The 18,157-nt window shown below is 40.7% G+C and carries 18 protein-coding genes; 7 read left to right on the forward strand and 11 right to left on the reverse strand.

Annotated features, from left to right (window positions below):
* Positions 1 to 5 precede the first annotated feature (5 nt).
* The 6 genes from QHT84_RS05610 (at position 6) to acs (ending at position 7,590) form a co-directional block, all read left to right on the forward strand.
* On the forward strand, positions 6 to 221 hold the full coding sequence (locus tag QHT84_RS05610; protein WP_283238572.1) for a DUF6814 family protein: 216 nt from the start codon (positions 6 to 8) through the stop codon (positions 219 to 221).
* Positions 222 to 288: 67 nt separating this feature from the next.
* Positions 289 to 483, forward strand: coding sequence for a hypothetical protein (locus QHT84_RS05615; protein ID WP_283238573.1), 195 nt, complete (start codon positions 289 to 291; stop codon positions 481 to 483).
* Positions 476 to 3,169 carry an ATP-binding protein gene (locus QHT84_RS05620; protein WP_283238574.1) on the forward strand — a complete coding sequence of 898 codons (2,694 nt, stop codon included), beginning with the start codon at positions 476 to 478 and terminating at the stop codon, positions 3,167 to 3,169. The genes QHT84_RS05615 and QHT84_RS05620 overlap by 8 nt, the downstream gene beginning before the upstream one ends.
* The gene (locus QHT84_RS05625; RefSeq protein WP_283238575.1) at positions 3,166 to 3,531 is read left to right on the forward strand and encodes a response regulator transcription factor; all 366 of its coding nucleotides are present in this window, start codon (positions 3,166 to 3,168) and stop codon (positions 3,529 to 3,531) included. The genes QHT84_RS05620 and QHT84_RS05625 overlap by 4 nt, the downstream gene beginning before the upstream one ends.
* Positions 3,532 to 3,657: 126 nt before the next feature.
* On the forward strand, positions 3,658 to 5,556 hold the full coding sequence (locus QHT84_RS05630; RefSeq protein WP_283238576.1) for an acetate--CoA ligase: 1,899 nt from the start codon (positions 3,658 to 3,660) through the stop codon (positions 5,554 to 5,556).
* Between the two features lie 126 nt (positions 5,557 to 5,682).
* Positions 5,683 to 7,590 (forward strand): acetate--CoA ligase, encoded by a 1,908-nt coding sequence (acs, locus tag QHT84_RS05635; RefSeq protein WP_283238577.1) that lies wholly within the window; start codon positions 5,683 to 5,685, stop codon positions 7,588 to 7,590.
* Between the two features lie 34 nt (positions 7,591 to 7,624).
* Here acs and QHT84_RS05640 read toward each other — a convergent pair whose 3' ends face one another.
* The 9 genes from QHT84_RS05640 to QHT84_RS05680 all read right to left on the reverse strand — a co-directional run bounded on the left by QHT84_RS05640 (position 7,625) and on the right by QHT84_RS05680 (position 14,295).
* Positions 7,625 to 8,314, reverse strand: a complete 690-nt coding sequence (locus tag QHT84_RS05640; protein WP_283238578.1) for a DUF4919 domain-containing protein — start codon at positions 8,312 to 8,314, stop codon at positions 7,625 to 7,627.
* 115 nt (positions 8,315 to 8,429) lie between these two features.
* Positions 8,430 to 9,911, reverse strand: a complete 1,482-nt coding sequence (locus QHT84_RS05645) for a glycoside hydrolase family 32 protein (protein WP_283238579.1) — start codon at positions 9,909 to 9,911, stop codon at positions 8,430 to 8,432.
* A 27-nt stretch (positions 9,912 to 9,938) separates the two neighbouring features.
* Complete coding sequence (locus QHT84_RS05650) at positions 9,939 to 10,331, reverse strand: DUF1801 domain-containing protein (RefSeq protein WP_283238580.1); 393 nt, start codon at positions 10,329 to 10,331, stop codon at positions 9,939 to 9,941.
* An 84-nt stretch (positions 10,332 to 10,415) separates the two neighbouring features.
* Positions 10,416 to 10,946 (reverse strand): DUF4199 domain-containing protein, encoded by a 531-nt coding sequence (locus tag QHT84_RS05655; protein ID WP_283238581.1) that lies wholly within the window; start codon positions 10,944 to 10,946, stop codon positions 10,416 to 10,418.
* An 82-nt stretch (positions 10,947 to 11,028) separates the two neighbouring features.
* Entirely contained in the window at positions 11,029 to 11,505 is a 477-nt protein-coding gene (locus QHT84_RS05660; RefSeq protein ID WP_283238582.1) for a response regulator transcription factor, read from the reverse strand.
* Between the two features lie 34 nt (positions 11,506 to 11,539).
* On the reverse strand, positions 11,540 to 12,091 hold the full coding sequence (locus QHT84_RS05665; RefSeq protein ID WP_283238583.1) for a GNAT family N-acetyltransferase: 552 nt from the start codon (positions 12,089 to 12,091) through the stop codon (positions 11,540 to 11,542).
* 1 nt (position 12,092) lies between these two features.
* A complete protein-coding gene (locus QHT84_RS05670) occupies positions 12,093 to 12,509 on the reverse strand; it encodes a DUF5004 domain-containing protein (RefSeq protein ID WP_283238584.1) in 417 nt (138 codons plus the stop codon).
* Positions 12,510 to 12,597: 88 nt separating this feature from the next.
* Positions 12,598 to 13,326 carry a hypothetical protein gene (locus tag QHT84_RS05675; RefSeq protein ID WP_283238585.1) on the reverse strand — a complete coding sequence of 243 codons (729 nt, stop codon included), beginning with the start codon at positions 13,324 to 13,326 and terminating at the stop codon, positions 12,598 to 12,600.
* A gap of 177 nt (positions 13,327 to 13,503) precedes the next feature.
* Complete coding sequence (locus QHT84_RS05680) at positions 13,504 to 14,295, reverse strand: hypothetical protein (protein ID WP_283238586.1); 792 nt, start codon at positions 14,293 to 14,295, stop codon at positions 13,504 to 13,506.
* Positions 14,296 to 14,486: 191 nt separating this feature from the next.
* On the opposite strand from QHT84_RS05680, the gene QHT84_RS05685 reads away from it, so the two are divergent.
* Positions 14,487 to 14,921: a hypothetical protein gene (locus QHT84_RS05685; RefSeq protein WP_283238587.1), complete on the forward strand. Its 435-nt coding sequence runs from the start codon at positions 14,487 to 14,489 to the stop codon at positions 14,919 to 14,921.
* 54 nt (positions 14,922 to 14,975) lie between these two features.
* Here the strand turns inward: QHT84_RS05685 and QHT84_RS05690 are convergent, their stop codons facing one another.
* Positions 14,976 to 15,353, reverse strand: coding sequence for a DoxX family membrane protein (locus tag QHT84_RS05690; protein ID WP_283238588.1), 378 nt, complete (start codon positions 15,351 to 15,353; stop codon positions 14,976 to 14,978).
* Positions 15,354 to 15,482: 129 nt separating this feature from the next.
* A complete protein-coding gene (gene clpB / locus QHT84_RS05695) occupies positions 15,483 to 18,092 on the reverse strand; it encodes an ATP-dependent chaperone ClpB (RefSeq protein WP_283238589.1) in 2,610 nt (869 codons plus the stop codon).
* Between the last annotated feature and the right edge of the window lie 65 nt (positions 18,093 to 18,157).

Genomic DNA, 18,157 nt, shown 5'->3' on the forward strand with positions numbered 1-18,157 from the left:
AGACTATGAATACACTCAAAAAAATATTAGGAATTGTTTGGATTGCCTTGGCCATAGCGGTAGCGTATTATGCTATCGGAATTTTCGGCGGCAAGCTAACTTCAGGTAAACAAGACGATTTAGTTTTCGGGATAATTATTTTTTTCATATTATTACCGTTAATTGTCACCGGATTAACCATATTCGGATGGTATGCACTCACCAATGAATACGAAGATTAATTTTGAAGTTAATGGTTAACCAAAAGCTCTTACTAGTTAAGGGCTTTTGGTGTTTTACACGAATAAAATGAAGCAAAGACACCAACAAAAACTAGTAATCATCTCGATGCTGTTGCTTATCGGATTAAACCTGCCGATAGTGCTGCTGTTTGACAGTGCCGATAGTTTTATGGGTTTTCCTGTAATTTACATTTACATTTTTTCACTTTGGTTCTTTGCTGCGTTGTTGTCTTTCATCATAATCAAGCGTTACCATGAATAGTATTGTGTTATTAATCATATTAGCGCTTTATCTTGGGTTGCTTTTTTTTATTGCGCATTGGGCCGAGAAAAAAGGCAATATCCGCTGGACGAACAATCCCTACATTTATTCACTTTCCTTAGCGGTGTATTGTACGGCTTGGACATACTATGGTAGCATCGGAGTAGCTGCCAATTCGGGACTCAATTACCTACCGGTATATTTAGGACCGGTGATTATTATTCCGGCTTGGATTATTATTCTCAAGAAAATCATCCGCATTTCACGGGTCAATAAGGTGTCGAGTATCGCCGATTTCATTTCGCTGCGTTATGGCAACAGCCGTTTTTTGGGCGCTGTGGTGACCATTGTTTGTTTGTTCGGGATTTTGCCTTACATCGCTTTGCAACTCAAATCGATTGCCGAAACGTTTCACATCGTTACAAACACTCAATCGAGTTCTTATATTTTTGACGATAGTACGACCTATGTGGCTTTTGCCCTGGCGATATTTTCGTCTATTTACGGGACGCGTTATGTAGATGCGTCTGAAAAGCGAAAAGGTATTGTTACTGCTGTGGCATTAGAAAGTGTGCTGAAGTTGGTTTTCTTTTTGACCATAGGATTGTATGTGACTTTTTACGTTTTTGACGGATTTGACGATATTTATGCCAAAGCCTCTAAACTCGAACTTTTTCGCCAAAAGAATACCTTGGGCGGTTTGCCGCAAGCCATCAACTGGTTCTTTTTGTGTATCCTTTCGATGTTTGCCATTTTTTTATTGCCCCGACAATTTCAGGTTTCGGTTATCGAAAACAATCGCGAAAACCATGTCAATACTGCAGTTTGGTTGTTTCCGTTGTACTTGTTGTTGTTTAATATATTTGTGTATCCGATAGCCTGGGGCGGTAATATTTTGTTCGATGGACAAGCGGTGAATTCCGATACGTATTCACTATTAATTCCGCAGCATTTCGGTAACGAAGCCCTGACGGTTTTGGTTTTTTTAGGCGGATTTTCGGCTGCCATTTCCATGATTGTGGTGTCGTCTATCGGATTGTCTACCATGGTCAGCAACAACCTTATTATTCCCTATGGGTTGTTGGGCCGATTGAAAAACAATGAACAGTCAACCATCAACAAAAAGATTGTCAACATTCGTAAAATCGGGATTTTTTCACTGATTATCATGGCGTATTTTATCTATCGTTTTTTTGCGTTAGATTACAGTTTGTTCTCCATTGGTTTAGTGGCCTTTGTGATTATTGCACAATTGGCACCGTCGTTTTTCGGCGCACTATTTTGGCGCAGAGGTTCCCGAACCGGAGCCGTTTGGGGTTTAATTGTGGGGTTTGTCATTTGTTTGTATACCTTGCTCGTTCCGTATGCTTTAGGCATCACATCTTCCGATACCTCTTTTATCACACAAGGATTATTTGGTGTAGAATTGCTTAAACCGTTACAGCTTTTCGGGTTAGATTATTTGCAACCGGTGCCGCATGCGTTGTTTTGGAGTTTGCTCTTTAATTTTCTGATTTATGTGGCGGTTTCCGTGAGTTTTAAAGGCAATTATCGGGAACGAAATTATGCCGAGATGTTTCTCGACATCAACAAATACATCACTATGCATGAAAATGCGTTTATTTGGAAAGGAACCGCTTATCGTACCGATATCGAGAAAGTTTTGATTAAATTTTTAGGCGAAGAACGCACCAAGCGCGCCATGAACATCTTTAATGTGAAATACAATGTCGATAAAGATGAAAAATTGGCTGATGCGCGTTTGATTAAATTCTCCGAAAACCTGCTTACCGGCCATATCGGAACGGCTTCGGCTAAAATTTTGATTGCCAGCGTCGTCAAAGAAGAGAAAATTACCTTACCCGAAGTATTGAAGATTTTAGAAGAATCCAAAGAGAATATCATCATCAATAAAAAATTGACGGAAACCTCCAACGAGCTTAAGGAAATCTCCGCCAAATTGCAAGAAGCCAATGCTTCTTTGATGATCAAAGACAAACAAAAAGATGAATTCCTCGATACGGTAACCCACGAATTGCGAACGCCGATTACGGCCATTCGGGCATCGAGTGAAATTTTGTATGACGATGACGAGATTCCGGAAGAGTTACGCAAACAGTTTTTGCAAAACATCATTTCGGAATCGGATAGATTAAATCGTTTGATTGATAAAATTCTCGACCTTGAAAAGTTTGAAACCGGACGGCAAAAAGTTAACTTTGCTACACACAAGATGGTCGAAACGATTGAAAATGCCATCGAACCTTTACAACAACTCATTAACAACAAGCACATTCACGTGCATGTGGAAGGCAACGGTAATTTAAAAGCCGATTACGATGAAGATCGAATTGTGCAGGTGGTAACCAATTTAGTGTCGAATGCGATTAAGTTTTGTCCCGATACCAATGGTTTGATTACCATAGCGGTTTACGACAAACATGAGGTGGTGCAAGTTGAAGTTAGTGATAACGGTAAAGGCATTGCGCCGAATGATTTTGAAACTATTTTTGACAAATTTTACCAATCGACCAATCAGAATTTTAAAAAGCCTATCGGCAGCGGATTGGGATTGGCCATTTGCAAACAAATTATAGAACATCATAAAGGAAAAATTTGGGCAACTAATAATGCCACCGGCGGGGCCTGCCTGAGTTTTACCATACCCAAAAAACAACAGTCATGAAAAAGATCTTAATTGTAGATGACGAACCCAATATTGTGATGTCGCTCGAGTATACTTTCAAAAAGAACAGCTTTGAAGTGTATATTGCCCGCGACGGTCAGGAAGCGTTGGATATTTTGAAAACCCAATTGCCCGATATTATTATCCTCGATATCATGATGCCTTTGGTAGACGGATTTGAAACCTTGGAGCATATCAAGAAAAATGAAAAACTCCAACATTGTAAAGTCATTTTCCTTTCGGCCAAAAACAAAGAAAGTGATATTGAAAAAGGATTAGCACTGGGTGCTGATGCTTATTTAACCAAACCTTTTTCCATAAAAAAAGTCGTCGAACAAGTAAACGAATTGCTCGGAAACTAAATTCATACAACATATTGATTACATGCTGTTTTCTCTTTTTCTGTTGAAAAGGATGTCACAGCTCATTTGTCAATCTGAGCTTGTTGAAGAGCATAACTACATTGTAAACCTAACCCAAACACCACTATGAAATATCAAGAATTATACGACCTAAGCATCCAAAATCCGGAAGCTTTCTGGGCCGAACAAGCCAATCAGGTCGACTGGTTTACCCAACCGCAAACCCTATTGTCTGCCGATGCTCACGGCTATCCGTTGTGGTACAAAGACGGCAGCTTGAATGCCTGCTATTTGGCGCTCGACAAACACATTAATGATGGTTATGGCGACGCAGTAGCGCTGATTTACGATTCGCCCGTTACCCAAACCGTTAAAAAATATACCTATAACGAAGTTAAGTCGGAAGTCGCCCGATTGGCCGGAGGTCTGATTTCTTTAGGATTGAAGAAAGGACATACCGCTGTGATTTATATGCCGATGATTCCGCAAGCCACTTTTGCCATGTTGGCCTGCGCCCGAATCGGTGTCACGCACTCGGTCGTTTTTGGTGGTTTTGCGCCACATGAGTTGGCTATCAGAATTGACGATTGCAAACCCAGAGTGATTATTACGGCTTCTTCGGGCATTGAAATCGACCGACTCATAGCCTACAAACCTTTGGTGGACGAAGCTATCGAATTAGCCGAACACAAACCAAAAAAAGTAGTGGTGTTAAATCGCAAACTCGGCGCAAGAATTCCGTTTAAAAAATACGATGTCGATTATGATGCTTTAGTGTATGGTTCAGAGGAAGCCGACTGTGTTTCGGTCGAATCTACGCATCCTTTATACGTTTTATACACTTCGGGAACTACGGGTAAACCCAAAGGGATTGTGCGCGATACGGGCGGTTACGTCACGGCGCTGAAATTTTCGATGCAAAAAATCTATGGTGTGCAACCGGGTGAAGTCTTTTGGGCCGCTTCCGATGTGGGTTGGGTTGTGGGTCACAGTTATATTGTGTACGGTCCGTTACTCAATCGAAATACTACGATTGTTTTTGAAGGTAAACCCATTAAAACCCCTGATGCCAGTACCTTTTGGCGTGTGATAGCCGAGCATAGGGTTAGCGTTATGTTTACGGCACCCACCGCCATCAGAGCCATTAAAAAAGAAGATCCGAACGGCGTATTCATCAAGCAATACGATTTGTCATGTTTGCGAACCCAGTTCTTAGCGGGCGAGCGTTGCGATGTGGCTACTCTGGAATGGTATCGTGAGCATATTCCGATTCCGGCCATCGACCACTGGTGGCAAACCGAATCGGGTTGGCCGATGATTGCCAATATGATGGGTGTGGAATATTTACCAATCAAACCGGGTTCTTCCGGGAAAGCCGTTTCGGGTTATAATATTGTTATTTTAGGGGAAAACGGTCAGGAGTTGGATCCCAATGAAGAAGGCTATGTCGTGATAAAATTGCCTTTGCCTCCGGGAACATTATTAGACATTTGGAACGATAATGAACGTTTCCGAGCGGGGTATTTGACCAAATTTCCGGGGTATTATTTCTCGGGCGATGGAGGATACAAAGACGAAGACGGTTACATTTATATAACCGGTAGGGTAGACGATGTGATTAACGTGGCCGGTCACCGTTTGTCGACTGCCGAGATGGAAGAAATTGTAGCTTCGCATCATTCGGTAGCCGAATGTGCCGTAATTGGAGTCAACGACGAGTTGAAAGGGCAAATTCCGTTAGCATTGGTGGTAACCAAATTCGGTGAAGAAATCGAGCATTTCCAGCTGCAACACGAAGTCGTAAAATTGGTTCGCGAACAAATCGGAGCCGTAGCTTCTTTACGAGATGTAGTTGTCGTGAATCGATTGCCGAAAACGCGTTCGGGTAAAATTTTGCGCAAATTGTTACGCAGTATAGCCGATGGGGAGAACTTTCAAATTCCATCCACTATCGATGATGAAGCCATTATTGGTGAAGTGCGAGAAGTGTTGGAGTTGGCTAAAGTGGGAAGTTATAAAGGATAGCGGATGTAGGATTTTCAAATAAAAAATAACAGACAATAGCTATACCTATTTAGCAATAAAATTTAATATCGCACTTACAGAATAGTTATATTTACATAACAAAACGATAATAAAAGAAGAGTTACAATGAGTTATTACAAAATACAAAATCTGGAGCATTACTTCAAGATGTATAAAAAATCGGTTCGCGAACCGCGTAAGTTTTGGGATCGCATAGCCGATGAGAATTTTACTTGGTATCAAAAATGGGAAAAAGTTTTCGAATTTGATTTTCAAAAAGCCGAATTCAAATGGTTTGTAGATGCAAAAGTAAACATCACTAAAAACTGTATTGACCGTCATTTGGCGCGTCGTGGCGATAAAACAGCGATTATCTTTGAACCTAATGATCCCGATGAGCCGGCGCAGCATATTTCGTATAACGAATTGTATGCCCGGGTTTCTAAATTAGCTAACGTATTGCGCGACCAAGGTGTTCAAAAAGGCGATCGTGTGTGTATTTATTTACCGATGATTCCCGAATTGGCTGTAGCGGTTTTGGCTTGTGCCCGAATCGGAGCCATTCACTCCGTTATTTTTGCCGGATTTTCATCTTCTGCAGTGGCAGCACGTATCAACGATTGCGAGTGTAAAGTAGTGATAACTTCCGATGGGAGTTACCGCGGTAATAAATCAATCGACTTAAAAGGAATCGTAGACGAAGCGCTGGAAAAGTGCCCAACGGTTCAAAAAGTATTGGTAGTGAAAAGAACGAATACGACAGTGACTATGAAAGAAGGTCGCGACTATTGGTTGCAACCGCTGTTAGACGAAGCGGTTCCCAATAACGTTGCCGAAATCATGGATGCCGAAGATCCGTTGTTTATCCTGTATACTTCGGGTTCCACCGGAAAACCGAAAGGAATGGTGCATACCACGGCCGGTTATATGGTATACACGGCTTATACGTTTAAAAACATTTTTAACTACGAAGAAAACGATATTTATTGGTGTACCGCCGACATTGGTTGGATTACCGGACATTCCTATATCTTATACGGACCTTTATTAAACGGCGCCACTACAGTAATTTTTGAAGGTGTTCCGTCGTATCCGAACTTCAGTCGTTTTTGGGAAGTAATTGAAAAACATCATGTAACTCAATTCTACACTGCCCCAACTGCGATTCGTGCTTTGGCGAAAGAGAGTTTGGATTATGTGCAGAAATTTCCATTAAGTTCCTTAAAAGTAATTGGTTCGGTAGGCGAACCCATTAACGAGGAAGCCTGGCACTGGTACAACGACCACGTAGGCGGCAAACGTTGTCCGTTAGTTGATACCTGGTGGCAAACCGAAACCGGCGGTATTATGATTTCACCTGTTCCGTTTGTAACACCAACCAAACCGACTTATGCTTCCTTGCCGTTACCGGGAATTCAACCCGTGTTAATGGATGAGTTGCGCAACGAAATCGAAGGCAATCAAGTCACCGGAAGTTTATGTATTAAATTTCCTTGGCCATCCATAGCCCGAACCATTTGGGGCGATCATCAACGCTACAAAGACACCTATTTCACGGCTTTCCCGGGTAAATATTTTACGGGAGACGGCGCGTTGCGCGATGAGGTTGGGTATTACCGAATTACGGGTAGAGTAGACGATGTCATCATTGTTTCGGGGCATAATTTGGGCACGGCGCCAATTGAAGATGCCATCAACGAGCATCCGGCCGTAGCCGAAAGTGCCATCGTTGGTTTCCCACATGATATCAAAGGAAATGCTTTGTACGGTTTTGTTATCTTAAAAGAAGTAGGCGAGAGCCGTAACCAGGATAACTTGGCTAAAGAAATCAACCAATTGATATCTGATCAAATCGGGCCGATTGCCAAATTGGATAAGATTCAGTTTGTTTCCGGTTTGCCTAAAACGCGTTCGGGTAAGATTATGCGTCGCATTTTGAGAAAAATTGCCGAAGGCGATTTCTCCAACTTCGGCGATATTACCACATTATTAAATCCGGAAATTGTAGAAGAAATCAAAAACGGAAAAGTATAAATTGAAAAACGCCGAAGAAACCTTCGGCGTTTTTTTATTTTCCAAACATTTCGCTCATCTTATTCATGCTGGCACTGATATCGAAATAAAACCCTTTAAGGCCATAGGAGTTCTCTTTCAGGGTTAGGTAATCATAGGTGCCTTCCACTAAACTCTGACTGCCGCCAAACTCCATTCCCAAAACGGAAATCATGTCATATTCATGGGAAACATTGATTACAAAGAAGGCATTTTCTTTAGAAATACCGTCGCCCGTGCTGAAAATGGCCTCCACCAGAATACCGATTTGAATGGCTTTGTTTTTGGCTTCAATCAGATTGCCTTGTTTTTCATAGGCATACGATATGATATTCATCGTACGCATATCAAATGGATTTTCTTTTAAAATCTCGTTTCCGTACGATATGATTTTCTTAAAATCGTCGGTGTCCAGATTTTCTTTGTATATAATACTTCTCAAACTGTCATTGGCCGGATTCATATAGACAGTGGAATACAATTTAGAGTTGGTAAAGCCGAAATACAAATGACGCTTTTCTTCTAAAGTCATTGTTGAATCGGCGGCATTGAATTTTGCCATTAATTTTTCATAGAAATAAGCCGATTTTTTATTGGAGACTTCTTTTTTGATGGCTTTGTAATCGGGTTTTACAAACTTGGTTTCTTCTTGCGCATTAACGAAAAGACCGGTTAAAACAAGCCATAAGACAAGGAATTTTTTCATAAGAAAGGATGTTAAGCGGATTAGCGGAATCAATAGTAAGAAAAAAAGTCGGATTTTTAGTAAATAGCCACTAAATAATAGGCTCTTTTCTCAATTATTACTATTGAGGTCGGGTTTACCAGATTCGCGAAATGGCACTCACCGTAAAGTTTGATAACGCTATTGAGTCTTTAGTAATGATTTTTATTTCAGAATACGCTTCGGTTGGAAAGCATAAATTCGTCATCGAATATTTCCCGCCATTCAATAAAATTTCAACCGATGATTTATCCAAGACCAATTGCACCGAAGTAATCCTATCTTCAACAGACATTACTTGCGGCTTGGCCGCAAAACTTTCGTGAAAAGCGGTTTGCCCCGAATGACTGCGGTCGGTGACAACGATATTGCCGGCGATGGTAATGGTGAATAGCTCACCTTTAGTATTGCTTAAGGTAATCATAGCATCGGTGGGTTGACTGAAATCAAAACGAACTTCGCTTTGCGATAAATCGATTTCCTTTTTCTCGAAAGGTGTCGCCACATTAGCCTTTGAAAAAATGGGTTTCGTTACTGCTGCTAACTGAGATACCATTTTTTGGTTCAAATAGTATCCGTTTTTATCTTTTATCAATTCCAATTCACGAGGCAAAGTCATAGCGCTGCGCCATACTTCGGTTGGAACTTTAGTCGCGTATTGCCAGTTGCTCATCCAACCTAAAACAATTTTCTTGTCATTGGGTACATTTGAAAAAGTCACTGCAGCGTAATAATCGGTGCCATGATCCAACCATTTGGCGTTTTGGGTTTGGGTAAATGTTTTGCCATCGAAATCACCAATAAAATAGCGTGTACACGAACCGCCATTCGGACCTTTATCGCCGTGGTTGATGATCATGATCCATTTGGTTTCCCCCGAGTCGGTTTTCATTGAAAATAAATCGGGGCATTCCCAAACGCCCAATTCCGTATCTTTTTCTGTGGGTTTGAATACACTTTCTTCCTGCCATTCTTTAAGGTTTTGTGAAGAGAATAATTTGATTTTATCGCCTACGGCCAAAGTCATAATCCATCGGGCTGTTTGTGTGTGCCAAAATACTTTCGGATCTCTGAAATCCTGTTCTCCGGAATTGTTTAACACCGGATTGGCTTTATATTTCGTCCAGGTTTTGCCTTCGTCTAAGCTGTAAGCCAGCGCCTGACTTTCGGTATTTTTTTTCCCTGCTTTCCAAATGTCATCGTTGTGATACGTATAAATGGCTATCATAGCATTTTTACCGAAACCGGCGGTATTGTCTTTATCAATCACAGCGCTCCCCGAAAATATCCATCCTAATGTATCGGGATACAACGCTACAGGTAATTGTTTCCAATGCAGCAAATCGGTACTTTCGGCGTGACCCCAATGCATGGGACCCCAAACAATCCCGTCGGGATAATATTGGTAAAACAGGTGGTATTTTCCGTTGTGATACACCAAACCATTCGGATCGTTCATCCATTTAGCCGGTGGTGTGAAGTGAAATTGGGGTCGGTAGGGTTCGTTGTATTGCGAGGTGTTTTGACCGAAACTTAGTTGGGAGAAACAAACAAAAATGGATACTATAAAGTGTTTCATATAAAGTTACTTCAGTTAAAGTTTTATTTATTTCAGTCGTTCCAAAACCCCTTTGCGCTTCACGATGTTTTTATAATCCCATTGAATATCTTGGGATTTTTGAATCCACCGTTTTAAATCAGCCGTATTGATTTGGTTTACAGCGGTGTAAGTGATGGAAGCATCTTTAAATTTGCCGCTGCCGGGTTGCAAGTCTTTTTCTTCAAAAGTGACACCGCTCCAAAACAGCAATCGGATGCCGCCTTTTAATTTGCTGTAGCCCACAATGGGATTCCCCTCGAGAAACCACACCGGATGCGCGTGCCAAATTTTACTCTCGGCTTCCGGTAAATTTTGGTTGATGATTTCCGCCAATTGATTACAAATCAGTTGTTCTTCGGAAGTTTGCTGGTTATTGTAGTGTTGGATGTCGGGTTGCATAATTTTGTTTTCGAATCTATAAATATAAAAAAAATCCTCAAAATATTGAGGATTTTAAGACTGACGAAGCTATTGCCAATGGGTTTAGGTTTGTTCAGCGGGTTTTCTTTTCAAAATAGCGGCACTAATTACCGGCACTAACAATCCGATGGGAATCATGATTTCCATATAGGTAAACAGTATTATCCACAACGGGTTTTTGTACAGCTCCTTAAAATATAAAATTCTGTCTTTTTCGACTTTAAACTCTGCCGGAGAGAGCCCTTTTTTCTCTAGATTCTGTAAGGAAGTTTCCGAATATTTCTCCATAAAATCCGGGAAAAGATATTGGTGTTCTACCATCCAGGTGGCTACATAAATGGTAGCGGTAATGAGCGACATCAACATTCCGACTTTGAATGCTTTTCCGAAAGTGATGAAACCGCCATTTTGTTTATCGCGAAAGTTTTTTACGCCTAAGAATACAAAGGTGTATGCGACAAGCATTCCGGCAAAGCCGAATACCATACCCAAATCATATTCGGGATTGTACATAAAAACGCCGGCTCCAATTCCCATGAAGACGGTAACGATAAGTCCGGAGATGATACCGTATTTAAAAATAGTGTTTCTCATAAGTAAATAGATTTTGATTGGTATGCAAAGGTTAGTTTTCGTACGCTTTTTCAACTCATACTTTTGGGTGATTTTTTCAAAATCATGCTAAAGTAGGAGGAAGGAGTTGCAATTTCTTGGCTTTTTCTACAGCTTGGGTTCGCCGTTTAACATCTAATTTTTCAAACAATTTGGCGCTGTGTGTTTTTACGGTGTTGCGCGACACAAACAATTGTTCGGCTATTTCCTGATTGCTCATCCCTTGCGCCATCAAACGTAATACTTCGAGTTCTCGTTTGCTGATGTTGCGCCGGGCTAATTCGGTTTGATTTAAAATAAAATCGGAAGACGAAATCCTGATTTCTTTCTCTACTATAATTGTTTTTTCTTTCGGATTAATCAATTTTTGCGACAACCAGATTCCGAAGAATAAAAAGAAAACCGCAATAATCCCGATATAAATTTCATATTGGTTTTCCAACACTATAAAACGATATTCAAACCAGCGCAATAAAACAAGTATGACCACCATGGCGCCAAGGTAGCTGAGAATTTCTTTGTATGGTTTTAATTTGAGCAATGCAGTGGTATTATTTTACCAAAATTAGGAAAAATTATGCTTTTGACAGATACTCACGTTGCAGTAACCCAAAAACCAAAGAGTCTTCCATAACCTCTTTGACAGCATAATGTTCCCGCAGTTTGCCCTCGTAAACAAATCCGAATTTTTTGGCTAATGCGATGGAAGCGTTGTTATCGGTACCAATAAAGGCTTCCACGCGGTTGAGTTTCATCATGGTGAAACCATAATCTAAAATTGATTGCATGGCTTCAGTCATCAATCCTTTTTGTTTGTAATGTTCCTCAAACAAACCGTATCCTATTTCGGCTCGATTATGATCTAAATACCAAGTATGATAGCCACACCAACCTATGATTTCCGAAGTCATTTTATCGATAAGTTGAAAATACAAGTACGATTTATTAAACGTATGTAAGCCGTTACGATACTTTTCTTTTTCTTTTTCCAATTTTTCTCTTTCTGAAATTCCTAAAAAAGCCATTAACGCTTCGTCATCATAATGACTGTACAAATATTGAAAAGTTTCGGGATCTAATTTTCGAAGTAAAAGTCTTTCGGTGGCTAATGTCTCAAATTCAAACATGTTAATTGCTTTTTTTCATGACCATTTCGATGGCGGTGTCTTCGATGGTAAAAATGACTTTTTCTTTTTCAAAAGAAACGTTGAACAGTAATGTACTGTATCCTTCTTTTTTCAAACCTACTTTGATTCTTTTCTTTTTAGCATCTATAATCCAATTTTTACCATTGAATAGTTTTTCGAGTTGTAGCATCATTTTCGACTGACTTTTAGTGTCAAAAACAAAAGTATGGTCGGCATTAAAAATGTAAGTAGCTTTTTGAAAACCGGAAACAAGCTCTTGGGTTTCGGGTTTATCGGCATCTTTTAGAGCCTTTATCTTTTTGACCTTCCACTTTCCGCTAACAAAGTTCTCGTCGAAAGTTTGACTTGTTACAGTGTAGGCAGACAGCAAGGCGAGTAAGAAAAACATTTTTTTCATAGAGGAAATTTTGCTTTCAACGAAGATATAAAAAAAGCCCAAACTACTGTTGCAGTTTGGGCTTTTAAGCAAGTTATTATTTAGGGATTTAGTCGTCTAACTCACAAGAATCTTCAATGCTGTTGGCAATTTGATTGGCTAAAGCCTGATTGCCGTCGGTATCATCCGGACCAATTTCGATTAGCCCGTCGCCATCTCCGTCAACCGCTGTGCTGAGATCCACTAAGCTCAATACTTGATTCAAATCGAAATTAAAAACAATGTCGTAAGAGTTATTATTTACCACTAAGTTTTGATTTGTGTCTTCGTAGTCAATTTCGAAGTCTTCATCTACATTGTGCCAAAATACAAACGGAGTACCGTTGATAGTGCCGGTTACTTCGATTGACTTATTGAACATAGGTGAATTGGCATTGGTGCTGCGGTGTAACTCAAATTCTACTTCTTCATAGGTGCCGTTCGGAATTGTTACAGTGGTCACCGTGGCATTTTGATTCAATATATCCAATTCAAACGGTCCGTTTAATTCGAACTCGTCGTCACCATTGAAAAAACCATCGTCGTCATCATTCATAGAATCGTCATCAGAGCCTTCAGCAAATTCAAATTCAATCTCTTTTAAATTAATTTTAAAAGAAGACAAAACCACATTGCTGTTTAAGGCTACGCCTTCTGCGTTTCTGTTGGCCGCTGCCGGGTTGTACATTGCTCGGGCTTTAATCTTCATTTGATTCGCAGCACTACTGTCGTCATTAGAACATGAAGCCATAAAGCCTACTACAGCTATCAAAGCCAAAATCATTTTTAAATTTTTCATAGTAATTGGTTTATAAGTTTCTTTAGAAACAAGTAAAACGAATATTACCCTACCATTTACGGCTATTTTTTTTTGTTTTTTACGGAGAGTGATAACCACATTACTGAAAGAAATGAAAAACTCCTTTGGTAAAATAGTTTCAGAGATGGATTCAGATTCTTTAAAGCGTCCTTGGAATTAGTCAGCCACATCTTGTTGCAATAAAAGAACCGCACACAAATTGGCCAATAAAAATCGTTCTTCTTCACTCACTTCAGCCATGTAAACCAAGCCGTTATCCATAAGTGAAACGGCCGCTACGGTCTTATTTGACGTGTTGCAAATTTCGAAACCCACAGATCCCATCCAAATAGATTTCGGACCTTTGCTCGTTTGCAGTTGTGTGATGGGTTTTAAAATATAATACTGATTTTCGTTCACACTGAAAAAACCTGCGTATTGCTTGGCATCTTTTTGGGAGGCATAATTGTCTAAAACCAATTCCCAAGGTTTTTCACTTTGATTGAGATAGATTTGTGCATAAAACATATTCGATTGTTCGACATCCTTTCCGGTGATATTCCGAATAATGTTGACCACACTGTTGGGATTATTGCCGATTAAAATTTTATCGGCTTCAAAATCAGAGGCGGCATATACATCCGAATTGTTTTGAAATGCATCGCTCATTTGAAAGCTGAAGGTTTGGTTTCGGTTGACTCTTTCTTCGGTTAAAATTTCGGGGTATAGGATATCGGTTACCGTTGAAACCGATACTGTGCTTCGGCTGTTGCCGCCTTTGGTCCAGGAACGTTTCACTTTGGATGTTTGGTATTCGCCAAAACTCAATTTCTGATTGATTAAAAGACCTTGACGGCCTTTTACTTTGTATTCGGTTAAGGTATTGATGTCGGCATTGGACACGGCCGGTTTAAAGGGTGTACACGCCCAAGCGAGCAAAATAAAAGTACTTAAAACAATTTTTTTCATGTGATTAAACTTTTGATTGATGATGATTCGCCCATTAGTAGTCCTATTGACAGCATTGTTACAAATAGAGAACAGGCTACGATTAGAAATCAACATTCAATTGAGATATTCTGTTTATAACTAATCAATTAAAAGCAACACAACATTGGGTTAATTTTTCTATTTTTAGAAATCAACTTAATCTATGGACTATGAATAAGTACAGTTTCATTTTTGTTCTCTTTTTACTGTTTGTGGGAAGAGGTATTGCCCAAACCAAAATTGAAGCCAAAGACGGTCTTCATTACATTACCACCAATATTAGTTATCCGGTGGCCGGAACCTATTTGTTTAACGGAGGAGAGCCCACGGTAGAATTGAACGCCGATGGAACCGGTTGGTATCAATTACATGAACAACCCAAAAAAGCGGTGATTTGGGGATTGGAATGTGATCAAGCCGGTGCCCCAAAGTTTAAAAAAGGGTTTGACAGCGCCGCCTACAAGCTTTGGTATCAATACACCAATCCCGAATCGGCTGAAGAAGTGCATTGGAAAGAAGTCCCTTTTACCATTCATTTCAATACCTTGAAAATGTTTATACAAGGCGAGAGGAGTAAAGACTATACAGAGCCGAAACGCTATTAATAATTATAAAAAAAAGCACCTTTTGAGGTGCTTTTTTTATAATATAATCCGGGATTAACCAATCAGATGAGCGTACTTGGCTCTGTTTTCGTAAATCACCCACAAATGTATCGCCAATAATACTAAAGCAATCGGCATACCGGAGGTATCGGTTATCGTGTTGGTTAAAAGGATGCCTACCATCACCGGAAATAGCACCACAGCACCTAAGGCTCTGGTTTTCGGGATGATAAATAAAACACCGCCAACAAGTTCGGCAGCACCTACCAAAGGCAACAGCCAATTGATTTCCATAAAAGCTCCAAACGCTTTCATCAAAGGTTCCGGAATATCATTGGGTACCGGCATGTGATGTAAAAATTTGTCCAATCCGGCATTGATAAACAGTAAGCCGAAGAGCAAGCTTACCACAAAAATGATTTTTGATTTCATACGTATAATTTTAAAGTTACTAGTTGAAAATGGTTATGTAAATATACAGAAAAACAGCAGACATATCATAAGAAAACCCCAACGGCATTATGCCATTGGGGTTATCCCATCAAACTAAAACCAACCTAATTATTTCTCACTTACTAATTCGCCTTGATTGCGAAATACCAACTGCCCGTCAAAACAATCCAGTAAGATGATACTGTCGGTAGTCACTTTACCCGCTAAGATTTCCTTAGACAATTGGTTGAGTACTTCGCGTTGGATGACCCGTTTCACCGGTCGGGCTCCAAACTGCGGATCGTACCCTTTCTCGGCCAAGTAATCAATAGCTTCCGGTGTGGCATCCATAGTAATGTTTTGATGCGCCAGCATTTTGGTCACACTTTGCAACTGTAATCCAACAATTTGTTTGATGTTGGCTTCGGTCAACGGTGTAAACATCACAATTTCATCGATACGATTAATGAATTCCGGACGAACCGTTTGTTTCAATAAGCCTAATACTTCCGTTTTAGCCGCTTCTGTAGCCGCTTCGATGCTGCCTTTTAAGTTTTCAAACTTCTCTTGTATGATGTGACTTCCCATGTTAGAAGTCATGATGATAATCGTATTTTTAAAATCGGCCAAACGTCCTTTGTTGTCAGTTAGTCGACCTTCATCTAACACTTGCAACAAGATGTTAAAAGTGTCGGGATGCGCTTTTTCAATTTCGTCTAACAAAATCACCGAGTATGGTTTTCGTCGCACGGCTTCGGTCAATTGTCCGCCTTCATCATAACCTACATAACCCGGAGGCGCGCCTACCAAACGGCTCACGCTGTGTCGTTCTTGGTATTCACTCATGTCGATACGCGTCATGGCGTTTTCGTCGTCGAACAAATACTCGGCTAATGCTTTGGCCAATTCGGTTTTACCGACACCGGTGGTTCCCAAGAAGAGGAAAGTACCAATCGGTTTTTTCATGTCTTGCAATCCGGCACGGCTTCGGCGCACGGCATCACTGATGGCTTCAATAGCTTCTTCCTGTCCGACTACTCTGTGGTGCAATTCGTCTTCCAAGCGCAAGAGTTTTTCTCTTTCACCTTGGAGCATTTTGGTTACCGGAACGCCGGTCCATTTGGCGACTACTTCGGCGATGTCTTCGCGAGTCACTTCTTCTTTAATCAAAGAAGTGCCGGCTTGGTTTTCGGCCAATTGCGTTTGTAACGCTTCTAATTGCTCTTGGGCTTCTTTGATTTTACCGTAACGGATTTCGGCTACTTTACCGTAATCACCGTCGCGTTCGGCACGTTCGGCTTCGAGTTTGAAGTCTTCTATTTCTTGTTTTACGGTTTGGATATTGTCTACGACCTCTTTTTCCGATTTCCATTTGGTGAAGATTTCGTTGCGCTCTTCTTTTAAATTCGCCAAATCCAAGCCAAGTGATTTCAACTTGATTTCATCGTTTTCTCTTTTAATCGCTTCAATCTCGATTTCCAATTGCATGATTTTTCGATCCAATACGTCGAGTTCTTCGGGTTTGGAATTGATTTCCATGCGCAACTTCGAAGCCGCTTCGTCCATCAAGTCAATGGCTTTGTCCGGTAAGAAACGATTCGTAATGTAACGTTGCGATAATTCTACCGCCGCTATAATCGCATCGTCTTTGATGCGGACTTTGTGATGGGTTTCGTATTTCTCCTTAATCCCGCGCAAAATGGAAATCGCACTTTCGGTATCGGGTTCATCAACCATCACTTTTTGAAAACGACGCTCTAACGCTTTGTCTTTCTCGAAGTATTTTTGGTATTCGTCTAAAGTCGTTGCTCCGATAGCTCTGAGTTCACCACGAGCCAAAGCCGGTTTCAAGATATTCGCAGCGTCCATGGCGCCTTCACCACCGCCGGCTCCTACGAGTGTGTGAATTTCGTCAATAAATAAGACGATATCGCCTTCGGCAGAGGTCACTTCTTTTACGACCGATTTCAAGCGCTCTTCAAATTCTCCTTTGTATTTCGCACCGGCAATCAACGCACCCATATCGAGCGAGTAAACGATTTTGTCTTTTAGGTTTTCGGGTACATCGCCGTCTACAATTCGGTGTGCCAAACCTTCGGCGATAGCGGTTTTACCGACGCCGGGTTCACCCACCAACATCGGATTGTTTTTGGTTCGACGGGTTAAGATTTGCAATACGCGTCGGATTTCTTCATCGCGACCAATCACCGGATCGAGTTTGCCGGTTCGGGCCAATTCGTTGAGGTTTTTGGCGTATTTGTTTAAGGAATTATAGGTTTCCTCAGCAGAAGCGGAGGTGACTCTTTCGCCTTTGCGTATTTCGGCTATGGCTGCTTCCAAACCGTTGTAAGTTACGCCTTGATCTTTCAGGATTTGGGCGACTTTACTCTTCGATTTAAAGATGGCCAACAGCAAATGCTCAATCGAAACGAATTCGTCGTTCATTTTTTTGGCAATGATATTCGCCTCGGTTAAAGCTGTGGAAGCTTCGCGGGACAGCATCAAATCACCGCCCGAAACCTTCGGGAAGCTTTGTAAAGTGCTATCGAGTATCTTTTGAAATAAATCAACATTGACGTTGAGTTTCTTTAGTATAAAGGGCGTCACATTCTCATCGACTTCCAAGATACCTTTGATGATATGCTCGTTTTCGATTTGTTGGTGACCGAAACCTTGTGCCATTTGTTGCGCCTGCTGAATGGCTTCTTGGGATTTAATAGTAAAATTGTTTGTGTTCATAATATGGTTCTCCTTGTGTGTTGTTTTTGGGAATAAAAGTTTTGAAAACTTCAGGTTGTTGTCGT

The organism is Flavobacterium sedimenticola, from assembly GCF_030053345.1.
In the GTDB taxonomy this organism is placed as follows: Bacteria; Bacteroidota; Bacteroidia; order Flavobacteriales; family Flavobacteriaceae; genus Flavobacterium; species Flavobacterium sedimenticola.